Source organism: Planotetraspora silvatica (assembly GCF_016863315.1).
Lineage (GTDB): Bacteria > Actinomycetota > Actinomycetes > Streptosporangiales > Streptosporangiaceae > Planotetraspora > Planotetraspora silvatica.
The window spans coordinates 36,447-50,786 of the sequence record NZ_BOOQ01000001.1; the positions used below are offsets into that span (position 1 = coordinate 36,447).

Annotated in this window: 14 protein-coding genes and 1 tRNA gene; 6 read left to right on the forward strand and 9 right to left on the reverse strand. The window is 67.5% G+C overall.

All coding sequences use genetic code 11. The features are described from left to right. Positions 1–94: 94 nt before the first annotated feature. The 4 genes from Psi02_RS00165 to Psi02_RS00180 all read right to left on the reverse strand — a co-directional run bounded on the left by Psi02_RS00165 (position 95) and on the right by Psi02_RS00180 (position 5,513). Positions 95–1,456, reverse strand: a complete 1,362-nt coding sequence (locus Psi02_RS00165) for an ABC transporter substrate-binding protein (RefSeq protein WP_203970583.1) — start codon at positions 1,454–1,456, stop codon at positions 95–97. Positions 1,457–1,513: 57 nt separating this feature from the next. Next, on the reverse strand, positions 1,514–3,613 hold the full coding sequence (locus Psi02_RS00170) for a beta-galactosidase (RefSeq protein ID WP_203970584.1): 2,100 nt from the start codon (positions 3,611–3,613) through the stop codon (positions 1,514–1,516). A gap of 132 nt (positions 3,614–3,745) precedes the next feature. Continuing rightward, entirely contained in the window at positions 3,746–4,792 is a 1,047-nt protein-coding gene (locus tag Psi02_RS00175) for a LacI family DNA-binding transcriptional regulator (RefSeq protein ID WP_203970585.1), read from the reverse strand. Positions 4,793–5,439: 647 nt separating this feature from the next. Beyond that, positions 5,440–5,513: transfer RNA gene (locus Psi02_RS00180), tRNA-Pro, on the reverse strand. Positions 5,514–5,597: 84 nt separating this feature from the next. Here Psi02_RS00180 and Psi02_RS00185 point away from each other — a divergent pair. Then, complete coding sequence (locus Psi02_RS00185) at positions 5,598–6,071, forward strand: helix-turn-helix domain-containing protein (RefSeq protein ID WP_203970586.1); 474 nt, start codon at positions 5,598–5,600, stop codon at positions 6,069–6,071. 165 nt (positions 6,072–6,236) lie between these two features. Here Psi02_RS00185 and Psi02_RS00190 read toward each other — a convergent pair whose 3' ends face one another. Next, a complete protein-coding gene (locus Psi02_RS00190) occupies positions 6,237–6,569 on the reverse strand; it encodes a DUF6458 family protein (RefSeq protein ID WP_203970587.1) in 333 nt (110 codons plus the stop codon). 120 nt (positions 6,570–6,689) lie between these two features. Here Psi02_RS00190 and Psi02_RS00195 point away from each other — a divergent pair, with 120 nt between their 5' ends. From Psi02_RS00195 to Psi02_RS00205, 3 genes are read left to right on the forward strand one after another with little or no spacing between them, the layout of a single operon-like run. After that, positions 6,690–7,283 (forward strand): hypothetical protein, encoded by a 594-nt coding sequence (locus Psi02_RS00195; protein ID WP_203970588.1) that lies wholly within the window; start codon positions 6,690–6,692, stop codon positions 7,281–7,283. Next, on the forward strand, positions 7,283–8,125 hold the full coding sequence (locus Psi02_RS00200) for a hypothetical protein (RefSeq protein ID WP_203970589.1): 843 nt from the start codon (positions 7,283–7,285) through the stop codon (positions 8,123–8,125). Before Psi02_RS00195 ends, Psi02_RS00200 begins: the two co-directional genes overlap by 1 nt. 7 nt (positions 8,126–8,132) lie before the next feature. Continuing rightward, positions 8,133–8,321 (forward strand): hypothetical protein, encoded by a 189-nt coding sequence (locus tag Psi02_RS00205; protein WP_203950691.1) that lies wholly within the window; start codon positions 8,133–8,135, stop codon positions 8,319–8,321. Between the two features lie 100 nt (positions 8,322–8,421). Here Psi02_RS00205 and Psi02_RS00210 read toward each other — a convergent pair whose 3' ends face one another. The 3 genes from Psi02_RS00210 to Psi02_RS00220 form a co-directional block, all read right to left on the reverse strand. Next, complete coding sequence (locus Psi02_RS00210) at positions 8,422–9,720, reverse strand: NAD(P)/FAD-dependent oxidoreductase (RefSeq protein ID WP_203970590.1); 1,299 nt, start codon at positions 9,718–9,720, stop codon at positions 8,422–8,424. Positions 9,721–9,747: 27 nt separating this feature from the next. Then, entirely contained in the window at positions 9,748–10,161 is a 414-nt protein-coding gene (locus tag Psi02_RS00215; RefSeq protein WP_239094473.1) for an ATP-binding protein, read from the reverse strand. A 135-nt stretch (positions 10,162–10,296) separates the two neighbouring features. Next, the gene (locus Psi02_RS00220) at positions 10,297–11,076 is read right to left on the reverse strand and encodes a SigB/SigF/SigG family RNA polymerase sigma factor (RefSeq protein ID WP_203970592.1); all 780 of its coding nucleotides are present in this window, start codon (positions 11,074–11,076) and stop codon (positions 10,297–10,299) included. A gap of 189 nt (positions 11,077–11,265) precedes the next feature. Between Psi02_RS00220 and Psi02_RS00225 the strand changes: the two genes are divergently transcribed. Further along, positions 11,266–11,634 (forward strand): STAS domain-containing protein, encoded by a 369-nt coding sequence (locus Psi02_RS00225; RefSeq protein ID WP_239094474.1) that lies wholly within the window; start codon positions 11,266–11,268, stop codon positions 11,632–11,634. A 67-nt stretch (positions 11,635–11,701) separates the two neighbouring features. Here the strand turns inward: Psi02_RS00225 and Psi02_RS00230 are convergent, their stop codons facing one another. Next, the gene (locus Psi02_RS00230; RefSeq protein WP_203970594.1) at positions 11,702–12,409 is read right to left on the reverse strand and encodes a GAF and ANTAR domain-containing protein; all 708 of its coding nucleotides are present in this window, start codon (positions 12,407–12,409) and stop codon (positions 11,702–11,704) included. A gap of 98 nt (positions 12,410–12,507) precedes the next feature. On the opposite strand from Psi02_RS00230, the gene Psi02_RS00235 reads away from it, so the two are divergent. Next, positions 12,508–14,313 (forward strand): SpoIIE family protein phosphatase, encoded by a 1,806-nt coding sequence (locus Psi02_RS00235; protein WP_239094475.1) that lies wholly within the window; start codon positions 12,508–12,510, stop codon positions 14,311–14,313. Positions 14,314–14,340: the final 27 nt, after the last annotated feature.

The following is a 14,340-nucleotide window of genomic DNA, read 5'->3' on the forward strand; positions in this document are numbered from 1 at the left end:
CCTGTTTCCGAGGCTCTCGAGTGGCGGGTCGGATGCTCGATCCGATCTGGTGGGGGCGACGCCGGGCGGTGCGTCGCCCCACTTTCCAGGGCGCTCACTGCTGAGCGGTGAAGCCCTGCTGCTTGGCGTAGCCGACCAGTTTGTCCTGCCACTGATCTGCCGCAGCTGACAGGTCGCCCTTGTTCGTCATGGCGTTGCCGACCGTGTTGTTGAACTCGCTGTAGGCGTAGTCCATGAAGGGCAGCCACTGGAACTTCGTGTTGACCGTCGGGGATATCTGCGCGAACAGTTCGTTGATCTTCTGCCCGCCGAAGAAATCAGAGGTCGCGTCGGTGAACGACGCCTCGTTGAGCACGGAATTCATCGCCGGGAACAGGTTCTGCTGTGTGTTCAGCAACTTGGTCGAGGCCGGGTCGGTGTTGATGAATTTCGCCAGTTCGTAGGCCGCGATGGGGTTCTTCGTAGTCGACAGGACCGCGTTGGTGGAACCGCCCCAGTTGCCGGAGACGTTGTCGCCGGCGTTCCACTGTGGCAGCGGCGCAGCGGCCCACTTGCCGGCGGTGTCCTTGACGGTTCCCTGGAGGAACAGCGGGCCCCAGGCGGCGGTCACCCAGCCGGCGTACTTGTCGTTGGAGAATCCCTGGTACCACTGGTCGTTGAAATCCGGGTCGGTGGAGACCAGATCCTGCTGGATGAGGTTCTGCCAGTAGCTGTAGACCTTCTTGGCCTCTGCGCTGTTGACGTCGATGGTCACGGTCTTGTTGCCGTCGAAGCCGAACGGCTGGGCGCCGGCCTGCCACAGCAGTCCGACCATGCCGACGGGCTCGTTGGAGGCGATGTCGCCGATGTAGGAGCCGGTCTTTTCCTTGACGATCTTCGCGTCGGCGGCGTATTCATCCCATGTCTTCGGCGGGGAAGTGATGCCAGCCTTCTTCATGATGTCCGAGCGGTAGAGGTGCCCCATCGGCCCGGAGTCCTGCGGGACGGCGTAGACACTGCCGTCCTGGGAGACCTGGTTCCAGATCCACTCGGGGTAGTTGCTCTTCAGGTCGCCGGCGCCGTAGGGCGTGAGGTTCAGCAGCGACTTGGTGATCGTGAAGGACGGGATGTGCTGGTACTCGATCTGCGCCAGGTCGGGGGCGCCGTTTCCGGACTTCAGGGCGGTGCGCAGCTTCTGATACTGGTCCGGCCCCTGTCCGACGTTCTCGACGTTGACCTTGATCTGCGGGTACTTCTGCTCGAACAGCTTGACCTCGTCGTCGATGTCCGACACCCAGGTCCAGAAGGTGAGCGTCGTCGGCGTGTTCATCGCCTTGTCGATCTCGGCCTGGCCGGCCTTACTGCTGCTGGGAACAGGGCTACCGCCGTTATCTGAGGAGGAGCAGCCGGCGAGAGTGAGCGCGGTGACCACAACACTCGCCGCGAGGGCCGTTGCCCGCTTTGTTGCTTTCAGCATGTGTGTTCTTCTTCTCGTGGGGGTGACGGTGCGAGGGTTTCGGTGACCCGGACGGACTCAGGTGTCGAGCAGGATCCGCGTGGACCATGCGGGGACAGAGAGGGAGGCTCCCGCCTCGTGAGCGGTGCCGGCCACCGGGTCGGTGGTGGAGCGGAGAATCGTGATGGAGGTCTCGTCCCAGCTCCAGTTGAAGATGAACCAGGCGCGTCTGCCGTCGGGCAGGGTCCCGGACGAGATCGTGACGGGCAGCGCGCGGGACGGAGCGAGCTCGTCAGCGATCATCGTCGCCAGCGCCCAGGAGACCACGGCCGCGGACAGCGTCGGGTCTGGGACGGTCCCGACCGTGGTGATGCGACCTGATCCATGGACTCGTGTCACTGCGGTGGGGAAGGCGCCGAAGCGCGGGTGACTGTATTCGGCGATCGGTTCGGCCCCGTCCGGGATGAGTCCGTCGATCCAGTAGGTCGCTGCCGCAGTCGCGGGGGCGGCGAAGTCGCCGCGGCCGGTGACCGGGATCGGCTCCTCGACGTTGGAGAACTCCTCGTAGTGCACTCCGGCCGGCTCCCGCAGGATCGCGGGCGCGACGTCAACGCGGGCGCGGGCTTCGTGGTCGCCGTATCCGGTGCGGATGCCGATGATGAGGTGCCCGCCGGCTGCCGCGTAGTCGCGTAGCAGTTCCAGCTCGCGGTCGGCGGCCACGTAGAGAGCGGGCGCGATCAGCACCGGGTAGCGCTTCGCCAACTCGGCTGCGCCCAGTTCGACGGCCTGGTGGGCGTGCAGGATGCGCGCCTGCGCGCCCGCGTCGATGACGCCACGGTGGAAGGCGTCGAAGATGCGCTCGTAGGATGCCGGGTCGGGGCGGCCCTCCACGCTCAGCGGTGGGAAGAACTCGAATGCCCACCGCGAGTCGTTCGACCACAACAATGCCGCGTCGCCGTCGGGCTCGAAGCCGTCAAGTGCGTCCCCGAGGTTCCGAAGCGCGGCGCCGATGGCGGACACCTCCTGATACACACGGCCTGGCTGCAAGGAGTGCGGGAGCACACCGCCCCAGTAGGTCTCCGCGCCGTAGGGAATGGTGTGCCAGTGCCAGTACTCGATCATGGCGGCGCCGCGGCTGATGAGGGCGAAAGCCGCCTGCTGCAGTTGGCCAGGCCACGGGGGCAGGTTGTTGGCACTGCCGTCGATGCTCTGAGCATTCGTCTCGGTGACCAGGAAGCGTTCCTGCCGCGACGAGAACAGGCGGTCGGCCTGCCGGAACAGTCCGGCGACGCCTGTGGTGGTCCACTCCGTTTGCGGGGCCAGTTCCTTGGTCGGGTCCAGGTGGTCCTGCATGGAGTAGTAGGGGTTCCCGGCGGTCACGTTGAGCGCCGCGGAGAGCTTCAGGTCGTCGTGCGCCTTGCGCGGGTAGTTGATGCAGGTGGTCACGAACTGGTCCTCGTTCGCGTACTCGCGCACGATGTCCGCCTGCCACGAGATGAACTCGGTGGTCAGCTCCGACTGGTATCGCCGCCAGGCCAGGTCGTACTGCGGCAGGCTGTTTCCGTCAGGGCGCCACAGCTCGGACCAGTCGGCGATCCGATGGGACCAGTACGTCAGGCCCCACTCCCGGTTGAGCGTGTCCACGTCGCCGTACTGCGCCTTCAACCGGCGCACGAAGCGGGTGAACGCCCCGTGGTTGTGGAACAGTTCCAGGCCCGGCTCGTTGTCGACCTGGTAGCCGATGACGGCGGGGTGGTCGGCGTAGCGGCCCACCACCTGGCGGATCACCCGCTCCGCATGGAACAGGAATGCCGGATGCGAGTAGTCGACCTCCTGGCGTGCTCCCCAGGGAATCGGATTTCCCGTCGCTCGCTCGGCAGCGATCTCGGGGTAGGCCTGCTGAAGCCACGGCGGCACGGCGTAGGTGGGCGTTCCCAGGATGACCTTGATGCCGCGTTCATGGGCGCTGTCCAGCACCGGTAGCAGCCACTCCAGCTCGAAGCGCCCGTCCTCCGGCTCCCAGGTCGACCAGACCGACTCGCCCACCCGGATCACCGTGAACCCGGCCTGCTTCATCAGGTCCAGGTCCTGCTTGACCCGGTCGCTGAGGTGGTACTCGGCGTAGTACGCGGCGCCGAAGAGAACACCGGTCGGCCGATAGGGCGGCACAAGACTCACGCAAGGACTCCGTTGTCGTTCAAGGGATGCCCGACGGCACCGTTTACGGGGTGGCTGACGGGCACGCTACCCCCACTTCGTTACCGGTAACAATATGGCGTGATGAATTCGTTACCGGTAACGATTTAGGGCCTAGCCGCTCCGCGCAGGGCCGCTGGAAGCGCGTTCGACCAGCTCAGCGGTCATGATCCCAGGCGCCGACGAACGCCCTTCGAGCTGGGTGACGAGACGGCGGAACGCATCACGGCCCTGCTCCTCGAAGTCCAGGCGGACGGTTGTGAGCGGCGGGCAGAGATATGCAGCTTCAGGGATGTCGTCGAAGCCGGTGACGGAGACATCCCCTGGGATGTCCAGGCCTGAGGAGGACAGGGCGAGAATCGCCCCTAGGGCCATTTGGTCGTTGCCGGCGACTACAGCGGTGATGCCGAGCTCTGATGGAATTTTGCGTGCCGCCTCATAGCCGCTGGCCGCCGACCAGTCGCCGTAGGCGGTGCCGAGCGATGCGATCCCGTACCGACTCAGCGAGCGCTCGTAAGCAAGCTCGCGGTTGCGGGCGGCTACCCAGGTACGGGGACCGGCGATCTGGAAGAAACGGCGATGGCCGAGGCCAACGAGATGGTCGACGACCTGATCCAGTCCTCGCGCGTTGCGTTGGGCTGGATGCTCTCCCAAGGCGTCGTCCTCTTCGGCACCGATGAAGGCCGGGACGCGAAACTCCGCGTGGGCGAACGCGGCAATCATCTCGTCGGTGGAGGCCAACGCGAGGATTCCCGCAATGTCTTCCCCGTTGACCTGCCCAATTGCCTCGTCGATGGCGGAGCGGTCGCTGACGTCCAGGGTGATGATGTCCAGCAGGTAGCCCGCCTGTCGCGCCTCCGCGCCGACCCCCTGGAGTATCCGGCCGGGTCCGACCTGACCGATTTCCTGGGTCAAGACCGCGACGCGATGCGACTTGTTGGTGGCCAGCCAGCGCGCAGCCAGGTTGGGGCGATACCCGAGTTCCTCCAACGCCTGCAGGACGCGCTCACGGTTCTTCGGGCGAACGCCTTCACCTTTCAGCAAACGGCTCACGGTCTGATGCGAAACGCCGGCGACCTTGGCAACGTCGTAGATCGTCGGAGAGCGCCCATCACCCGCTCTTGCCATCGACGCGCCCTGCTCGGCGCTCTCGCTGCTCATCCCGACCTCCAGTTCGGTCCGCTTAGTGTAGGGCGGCTCAACATCGACGCAGGCGGCGAAAAGGCGTCACCAACGGGCCTCAGGGGGACTCGCCCGCCCGCGCCTGCACTACGAAAGACTTCAACTTGCCCAGCCCCGAAGAGCAGCACCTGCATTAGCGTAAGACGCAAACGTTACCGCTCACGTTTCGTGCGGAACTCCGGCCCCGAGAAGCACCGCCGTACCGTCTCGCACAACCACGCCCTGCCGAGCGATCCCTGATCGCCTACGGACGAGTCCCTGGGCAGACGATCAGCCTGAGAACTTGTGTGAAATTACAGCTCGGTCACCTGGGCTCAGTTCCAGCAGTCCCGGACGGCCTGCCATTCAAGTGGGTCTGTAGGCAGGTGACGGCCACCTGGCGGACCCCGCGGCCCGTCAGGGCCGAGCCCAAATGCCGCGCCCTTTACGACGTAGATTCGCTTTTCGTTTGAACACGGCCTGCTCGACGACACGCGAGACCAGCGAATGCGCTGACACGCTGGAGAGAAATTTGTCACCCAACGGCAGCCCCCGAGACGTCGAGCTTGGGTGACACCTGGGTGACACAAGCGAAAAGCCACAGTATCCGATCATGGATACTGTGGCTCCGACCTGCCGAAACAGTGTCGGGACGACAGGATTTGAACCTGCGACCCCTTGACCCCCAGTCAAGTGCGCTACCAAGCTGCGCTACGTCCCGCTGCCCGTTCGGGCTTCACCAACCTTAGCGCAGTTTGAGGGCACGTGCGTACAGGCTTACCCCTCCGGACCTAGGCTGTGGATCATGGGTAGGAAACCTCGCATCGATCAAGACGAGCTCCGCAGCCTGATCGCGGAGGGCTGGTCGAACTCGCAGCTCGCCGCCCACTTCGGGGTGACCGATTCCGGGATCCTGCAGGCGAAGCGGGCCGCGGGGTTGTCCAAGCCGATGACCGACCACAGCCGGGCGCTGCCCTGGAAACTGACCCGCGAGCATAGCCAGAGCGGGCCGGCCACCAACCTTCGCAACCTGTCCGCCGTCGCACAGGGCCGGACGATCCCGAAGGAGAAGCTCAACACCGCCCTCCGCTGGGCGAGCCGCCTGGTCGACAACGATCTCGACGTCACCTACGACCCCGAGCGGGGATTCCAGGAGGCGCCCGCCCGCGGTTCCTCGCACATCGCCATGGTGCTCGCGGAAGCGGAACAGGCGATGCGGCCGACTCCGAACGATCAGGACGTAACCGATCGCCCACCGGACGCCACTCCAAAGATGTGAACCCACCAGCACACGGCCGTCCCCGAGCCCGGCGGTGATCGGCAGTCTCTGGTCGTGGTGGCCCCGATCCCCGATGACGCCGTCTTCCTGTTGTTCGGAGTCACCGTTTCCGGTCCCGGATCCATCGATTCACTACGGTTCAGGACCGCGATCGGAACCCGGCGGTCAAACGTCCTGACGCTTGATGGGCGTCGTCTCGTCCTGAACATAGACATGCCGCTCACTCGGCCGCACCTCGGTCTCGCGGACCGTCTCGTGCACAACCTGCGGCTGGGCCGGCGGGTCCACGGTGTACATCACGTCGGGCTCAATGGTCTCGACCGTGTCCTCCGCGTGAGGACGGCGCGTGTAAAGACCGGTGAGCAGGGCGCCGACGGCACCGACGGCCATGAGGATCCAGCCGATCATCTGCAGGTCGATCCCGGGGACGTCCCATTTGACGGCGAAGGCGAGCACCGCGCCGATCGCGAGGAAAGCGAGACTGGCTCCGAAGCCCATGATTACCTCCTCAGACGGTGATCAGCGCCTCTACCCCGCAAATCCCGCATTACGCAATGCGTGAAGGGTGCATTCCAGGGCAGTGCGAACGAACAACGCACAATCACCCTGGAGGCAGATATGTCCGCCATTGCATGGGTGGCCGTCGTCGTAGTCGCGGTGGCCGTGATCCTGGTGGTCGGCTACCTCGTTTCCGGCCAGAATCGCCGCCGGCACCTGCAGAGCCGCTTCGGACCGGAATATGACAGGACCGTCGAGGAGAGCGACAGCCGCAAGGAGGCCGAGCAGGACCTGCTCGCCCGTGAGGAGCGCCACGCCAAGCTCGACATCAGACCGCTCGACCCGGAGACCCGCGAGTCCTACGCCACGAAGTGGACGGAGGTCCAGGAGCGTTTCGTCGACGCGCCCGGCTTCGCCGTGACCGAGGCGGACGCCCTGGTCACCTCTGTCATGGCCGACCGCGGATATCCGACCAACGAGTTCGAGCAGCGGCTGAGCGATCTGTCCGTCGCCCACGGCGCCACGCTCGACCACTACCGCGCGGCCCACGACATCAGCAGCCGCGCCGCCCGGCAGGACGCCTCCACCGAGGAGCTCCGCCAGGCGATGGTCCACTACCGCGCGCTCTTCCAGGAGCTGCTCGCGGACTCCGCCGAGACTCCCGTGAACGGCCGTCACGCCGAACGCTCCAACGCCGAGGAGGCTGACCTCTGATGCAAAGCAACCCCTACGAAAGCCGGTACGGCACGCCGGAACAGCCGGTTCCCGAACCTTCCGAGGCTGAGGACGCCAGGAGGGATGAGGCACTGGCAGGCGAGCGGCGTGACGATCACGACGGCCCCGGCCCGGTGTACTCCGCGGAAGGCGCCGACGACGCGACCTCGAACGAGACCCGGCGGATCCACGCGCTCGGCTCAAGGACCGATGACGACTCCGAGGCCGACGAACTCGATACCCGTGACTCCGCGCTCAGGGACGCCGACGACTCCGACCACGCCGGGTACGGCGACGCCGTACGGAACACCGACGACGACGCGACCGCCGGGACCGGCACCCGCACCGGCGTGCAGGACGGTCCGGAGAGCGTCCCGGTCGACCGGCACGGCTCAGAGAACGCCGACTCCCGGGAGGCCGTCGAATCCGTGGACGACCGCGACGACGTCCTGTCGCCCGGCCTCGTCCGGGACGACGGCGCGGTCCCGGCGCCGGAGGACAGGGACGCCGACGTCCTCGTGGCGGCATCCGCCGCGACGGAGCCTGGCACCCGCGGCGCCGTCGAGCCGGTGGACGACCTCGAGCCGGTGGACGACCTCGAGCCCGTGGACGACGTCGACTTCGAGCAGAGCTGGCACGAGATCAAGGCCCGGTTCGTCGACGACCCGCGCGCCTCGGTCGAGCAGGCCGACTCGCTCGTCGAGGCGGCGGTGGCCGTGTTCACCATGCGCCGTCAGTCGTTGCTGGACCAGTGGAAGAACAGCGATCAGGCCGACACGGAGGCGCTGCGCCTGGCCCTGCGTGAGTACCACACCCTCCTCGCCCAACTGACCGGAAAGTGAGACAACCATGCTCGCCATCGCCGCGGCGATCGTCTTCGGCATCGCCTTTCTCCTCGACCTTCTCAATGCCAGCATCGGCATCGGCCTCACCGCGCTGATCGCCCTGGGACTGTGCCTGCTGGCGCTGCACCAGGCCGGCATCGGAACGGCCAGCGTGAGCTCCTACCGCGGCAACTGGCGCCGCGCCCGCCGCTGAGCACGACGGCTGAGCACAACAGCTGACGAAAGCCTCCTGAGAACGATGTGCCGCGTGGCCCCGGGCCACGCGGCACATTCGCATCTCGGGACGGCCCGCCTCAGGAGCGACCCGCGAGCTTGAACTCCGCATGCGGCCGCTGGAGCGCGCCGAGCGAGACGATCTCTCTCGGGAAGAGCAGCCCGAGGGTCCAGTCCATCAAGATGCGCGACTTCTTGTTGAAGGTGGGCATTCTCATCAGGTGGTAGGTCCGGTGCATGAACCACGCGGGGAACCCGCGCATCTGCCGGCCGTAGATCTGCGCCACGCCCTGGTAGAGCCCGAGGCTCGCCACCGAGCCGACGTCCCTGTGCCGGTACGGCGTGCAGGTCTGGCCCCTGATGGTCGCGAGCACGTTGTCGGCCAGCCTGCGGCCCTGCCGTACGGCGTGCTGGGCGTTGGGCGGGCAGAGCAGGCCCGGCCGGGTGAGGTCCGGCACCGCGGCGGCGTCGCCCGCGGTGAAGGCGAAGTCGGTGCCCTTGATCCGCAGATAGGCGGTGGCCTTGACCCGGCCCTTCTCGTCGAGGGGCAGGTCTCCGGCCGCGACGACCGGGTTCGGCTTGACGCCGGCCGTCCAGACGAGGGTCTCCGCGTCGAACTCCTGCCCGTCGTCCAGCACGATGTGGCCGTTCTCCGCCGACGTGAGCAGGGTCCGCGTCCGGACCTCGATGCCGCGCCCGCGCAGCTCCTGCACCGTCCACCGGGCCATGTCCTCGCCGACCTCGGGCAGGATGCGGTCGGTGGCCTCGACGAGGATCCAGCGCATGTCCCCCCTGCCGATCCCCTCGAAGTACCTGCAGGCGTCGGCGGCCATGTCCTCCAGTTCGCCGAGCGCCTCCACCCCGGCGTAGCCTCCGCCGACGAAGACGAAGGTGAGCGCGCGGCGCCGCACCCGTTCGTCAGGCGTCGAGGCGGCGAGATCGAGTTTGCCGAGCACGTGGTTGCGGAGGTGGATGGCCTCTTCGACGGTCTTGAACCCGATGCCGTGGTCGGTGAGCCCGGGGATGGGCAGCAGCCGGGAGACCGAACCGGGGGCGACGACCACGTAGTCGTACCCGATCGTGACGGCCGGGCCCTCGTGCGGCTGGAACCGCGCCGTGCGGTCCGCCAGGCTGACCGACTCGACGGTCCCGCTGAGGATCTCGCATGATCGGAGAATCCGCCGGAGCGGGACGACGACGTGCCGGGGCTCGATGTTCCCCGCGGCGGCCTCGGGCAGGAAGGGCTGATAGGTCATGTACGAGCCGAAGTCCGCCACCGTCACGTGGGCCTCGCCGCGCCGGAGCCTGCGCTGAAGGCGCAGCGCCGTGTACATGCCGACGTAACCGCCGCCGACGATCAGAATCCGTGGGACAGCCATACGGGGCCCTTACCCGCTGGACACCCGCTAGACCAGGAAACGCATCGAAACGGTCGTCCCATTTGCCCCAGTACGGACAACAATTTCATGGCTCAGCATCCGGGCGACCCAGAGTCCCATCCCACTGGTGGCGTTCTCCGGCGGCGGCGTGTGACCGGGCCTGGCCTCCGGATGCCAGAGCCGGCCGTCGTCGTGGACGTCGACGACGAGCGAGCCGCCGTCCGTCCACAGTCGCAGCCACGCCTTGGACGACCCGTGCGTCACCGCGTTGGTGGCCACCTCGTTGAGGGCCACGAGGAAGTCGCCGACCGCGTCCGCGCTCATGCCCCGGTCCTGTGCCTGCGCAGCGGCGAACTCCCGCACGTCGGGCAGATCGGCCAAGGAGAACGTGAGCTCTTTGGCCGTCGCCGCGGCGGACGGAGGAACGCCGTCTTCGTTCACCCGGTAAACGCCTCCCACCGGACCTGACTCAGCCGTACGACCTGGTGAGCCGTGGCATACGGACGAAGATACCCCGGGACGTCGCCGGGTCGGCGGCGATATCCCGGGTATCGCGTGATCGTCGCGGGTTCATCGTCAACTCGCGACGAGCTCGGATCGGAGCTGGTCGAGCGTCTTGCGGAGGATCCGCGAGACGTGCATCTGGGATATGTCGAACTCCGCGGCGATCTCGGCCTGGGTCATGTTGCCGTAGAAGCGCAGCAGGAGGATGTTCTTGTCGCGCTCGGGGAGATGGTCGATGAGCGGCATCACGGCCTCCCTGTCCACGAAGGCGGACAGGGCGTCGTCCTGCTCGGGGATCACGTCGCCCAGCGGCGCGGAGTCGCCGTCCGCACCCATCGGCGCGTCGAGGGAGAGGGTGCTGTAGGCCGCCGACGCGTCCATGGTCAGCAGCATGTCCTCTTCGGAGATGCCCATCTTCTCGGCGAGCTCGGCGACCGTGGGGAACCGGCCGAGCTGCTGGGTCATGTCGGCGACGTGCCGGTTCAGCTCCGAGCGCCGCTCCTGGTAGAGGCGGGGGACCCGGACGGCCCAGGTGCGGTCGCGGAAGTGCCGCTTGACCTCACCCGTCATGGTGACCATGGCATAGCCCCTGAAGCTGTGCCCGAGACTGGCGTCGAAGCCGTTGATGGCCTTCATCAGTCCCACGTAGGCGGCTTGGAGGAGGTCCTCCATGGGCTCGCCCCGGTTCAGGTATCTCCTGGCGATGTCCCGCGCCATGGGGCGGTGCATCTCGACGATGATCTCCCGCAGGCGCTCCCGCCGCTGTTCGGACACATCATCTCGGACCAGCTCGATCAGGAGTTCCTCGGTGGTCGGCTCGCTGATGGTCGCTACTCGGATATCGGCAGACATCTGCGCATATCCCCTCGTATGTCTTGCGAGGGCTACGCCGACCTGGGAAGTCACCCGTGCAGAAGGCGCGCCTCGCTACAGTTTCGAGACGAGGCCCTCTGCTGGACCTCTGACGCAGTATATTGCCCGAATTTCGGGAGTATCACCACCCCCGCGGCACCAGTAATGTTTCCGTCGAGGAGGTGCGACGTGTCCGACAACGGTCTGCTGTCTCTGCGATCGACCATGGCCGGCACCATTGTGGTGGTCCACATCGATGGCATTCTCGACGCCACGACACGCGACCAGTTCGCCGACCGCCTGGACACCGAGGCCGAGGACCACGGCCCGGACATGATCCTCGACCTGGGCGGCGTCACCTTCATGGACTCCCGGGCGCTCGGCCTCATCGTCCATCACTGGCAGCGGTCGACCACGGCGGGCGGCAACTTCGCCCTCGTGGCGGTGCAGTACCCGAGCTCCAAGGTCATGTGGGTGACAGGCCTGTCGCAACGCCTGCCCCTGTTCGACACGCTCGACGAGGCCCTCGCGGCCTTCGCCGCCGACCCCCAGTCCTGACCCCCGCCCGAAGCGTCGGCCCTGGATCCGGCCCCCGATGGTCAACGGCTGATCCGGGCGCGGCCGGTCACGGCGTGGCTCCCCCGTGCTTTTGCTGGTGCTCGGTGACCAGCAGCCGCGCCAGGTCGGCGACCTTGACCTGATGGTGCTGGGACACCCGTCTGAGCTCGTCGAACGCGGCCTCGGCCGAGCAGCCGCTCTTCGACATGATGATGCCCTTCGCCTGGTCGATGACCGAGCGTCCCGCGAGGGCCTCCTGCATCTGCGCGGCCCCGGTGAGGACGTCGTCGAACTCCCAGACATTGGCGAGAGCCACCGTCACCTGCTCCTTGAGCAGGGACATCAGCGCCTCCCCGTCGGCGTGCACACCGGTGCGCACGCCGTACAGGCCGATGATCACGACGGCGTTGTCGACCTCGATCGGCAGGATCAGCACCGACCGCACGCCGTGCCGTACGGCGGTGGCCGCGTAACGGGGCCAGCGGGAGTCGCGCATGACGTCCGTGACGGTGACCGGCCGGCCCGAGGTCAGCGCCTCCCTCGACGGGCCCTCCCGCAGGTCGCTCTCCCGGTCGGTCAGAGTGATCAGTTCGCTGTGGGAGGCGGCGAGCAGCACCCGCCCCTCCATCCACAATTCAGCCGTTCCGCCGGCGCATCCGGGCACACCGCGGGCGATGGCCTCGGTGATTCCGCGAAGGACGCTTTCAGCCGACGCGCCTTCTGTCACACGGCCGAGAGCGGCGAGATCACGGGCGAGGATGGACGTTGTCTCCATGGTAGAAAGACCATTCCCATAGTTCTGGTGTTAATCCAGGCTGCATCGATTAGATCGGCTGTCTGGCGTAGCGTCTAATCTCTAGAGAGGGGGCAGCGTTGGCCGACATCGCCGAGCTTGAGCGCTCGCTCAGCGGGCTCGCCGACCGCATCGCCGTGCTCCGGGACGATCCCGGGTCCGGCGCGGCGCTGCGCGAGCTGGAGAACGCCGAGGAGCTGCTCCGAAACGCGCTGGGCGAGCTGGCCAGAAGCCGCAGGCGCAAGGACGGCGGCAACCAGCGCGAGCAGAAGCTGCTGCGCCAGATCTTCCGCGCGCTGCCCATACCGGTGATCATCATGGACACCGGCGCCACGGTCCGCCGCATCAACAACGAGACGACCCGCCTCCTCGGCAGCCCCGCCGGGTATCTCATCGGCCGCGCCTTCCCGCTTCTCGTCGACGTCTCCGGTCGCGCCGCCTTCCGCTCCCACCTGACCACCGTCCTGCGCGGCGAGGAGAGCGCGGCCTTCCAGACCCGCCTGGCCCACCAGGGCCGGACGCACACGGTCAGGCTCGTCCTCAGCACGCTCCGCATGCCCGGCGAACCGCAGGAGATGATCGCCGCGGTCGTCCTGCCCACCGAGGTCCAACTGCCGGAGGCCCAGGAATCGTCCGGCGACCCGGACGAGGCGGTGATCATGGCCGCCGCGCACCGGCACGAGTTGCTGTCCCAGCTGACCCGGCTGCTGCTCGACGAGGAGAGCCTGCGCGAGCCGGTGGCCCTCATCCGGGCCGCCCGCCTGCTCGCGGCCGAGACGGCCGACTGGGTGATCGCCGATGTGATCAGGGACGGCCGGCCGCACAGAGCCGCCGTCGTCGGTCCCGCCGACCAGCCGCCCGGCCGGCTCCAGCGGGACCTCGAAGGGATGGATCCGGCCGCCGTGCCGATCGTCGGGCAGGTCCTGACCACCCAGAGCGGGATCGTGAACGAGATGCTGTCCGACGACACGCTGCTCGGCGACGACGTGCTCGAGGCGATGGAGGCCGGCTCGCTGCTCAGCGTGCCGATCACCACCGGGGACCGGATCGGCGGCGTCCTCACGCTCGTGCGATCGCGCGACCGGCGGCCGTTCGGCCTGGCGGACCTCGGACTTCTCGAGGAGATCGGCCTCCATCTCGGCCTCGCCATCCGGGCCCAGCGGAGCTTCCAGCGCAGGTCGCTCGCGGCCGACACTCTGCAGACGGGCGTGCTCCCCCGCAATCTGCCGGACCTGCCCGGTTTCGAGACCGCCGCCATCTACCACCCCGGATCGGCCCTCCGCGCGATCGGCGGCGAGTTCTACGACGTGTTCCCCGTCAAGAACGGCTGGGGCTTCGTCATCGGCAGCGCGGCCGGCAAGGGCGAGGAGGCGGCCGCCGTCACCTCGATGGTCCGTAACGGCATGCGCGTGCTCAGCGTCTGGGAGGACCACCCCGGTCAGGCTCTGCGCAAGGTCAACGACGCGCTCGTCGTGCAGAACACCGGCCTGTTCGTCATGGCCGCCGCCGGGTTCGTGCGCGGCCGCAAGGTACGGCTGGCCTCGGCCGGCCATCACCCCGCGGCCCTGCTTCAAACCGACGGGCAGGTCCGGTTCTCCGGAGGCGGCGGGGTCCCGCTCGGCTTCGAGGAGGGGGCCGAGCCGGCCACGGAGGAGCTGACCCTGTCGGCGGGTGAGACCCTGGTGCTCTACTCGGACGGCCTGGTGGGCTCCCAGAGCGACGAGGGGACCGTCTACGGCGAGGGCCGCCTCACCGAGGTCCTCGCCCGCTGCGTGGGCCAGCCGCCCGGCACGGTGGTCAAGGCCATCGAAGAGGACCACCAGGCTTTCTGCGGAAGCCACGTCATCGACGAGATCACCGTGCTCGTGCTCAGGAAATCCCGGTGATCCACGGAACCGGCCGAGACTGAGGAG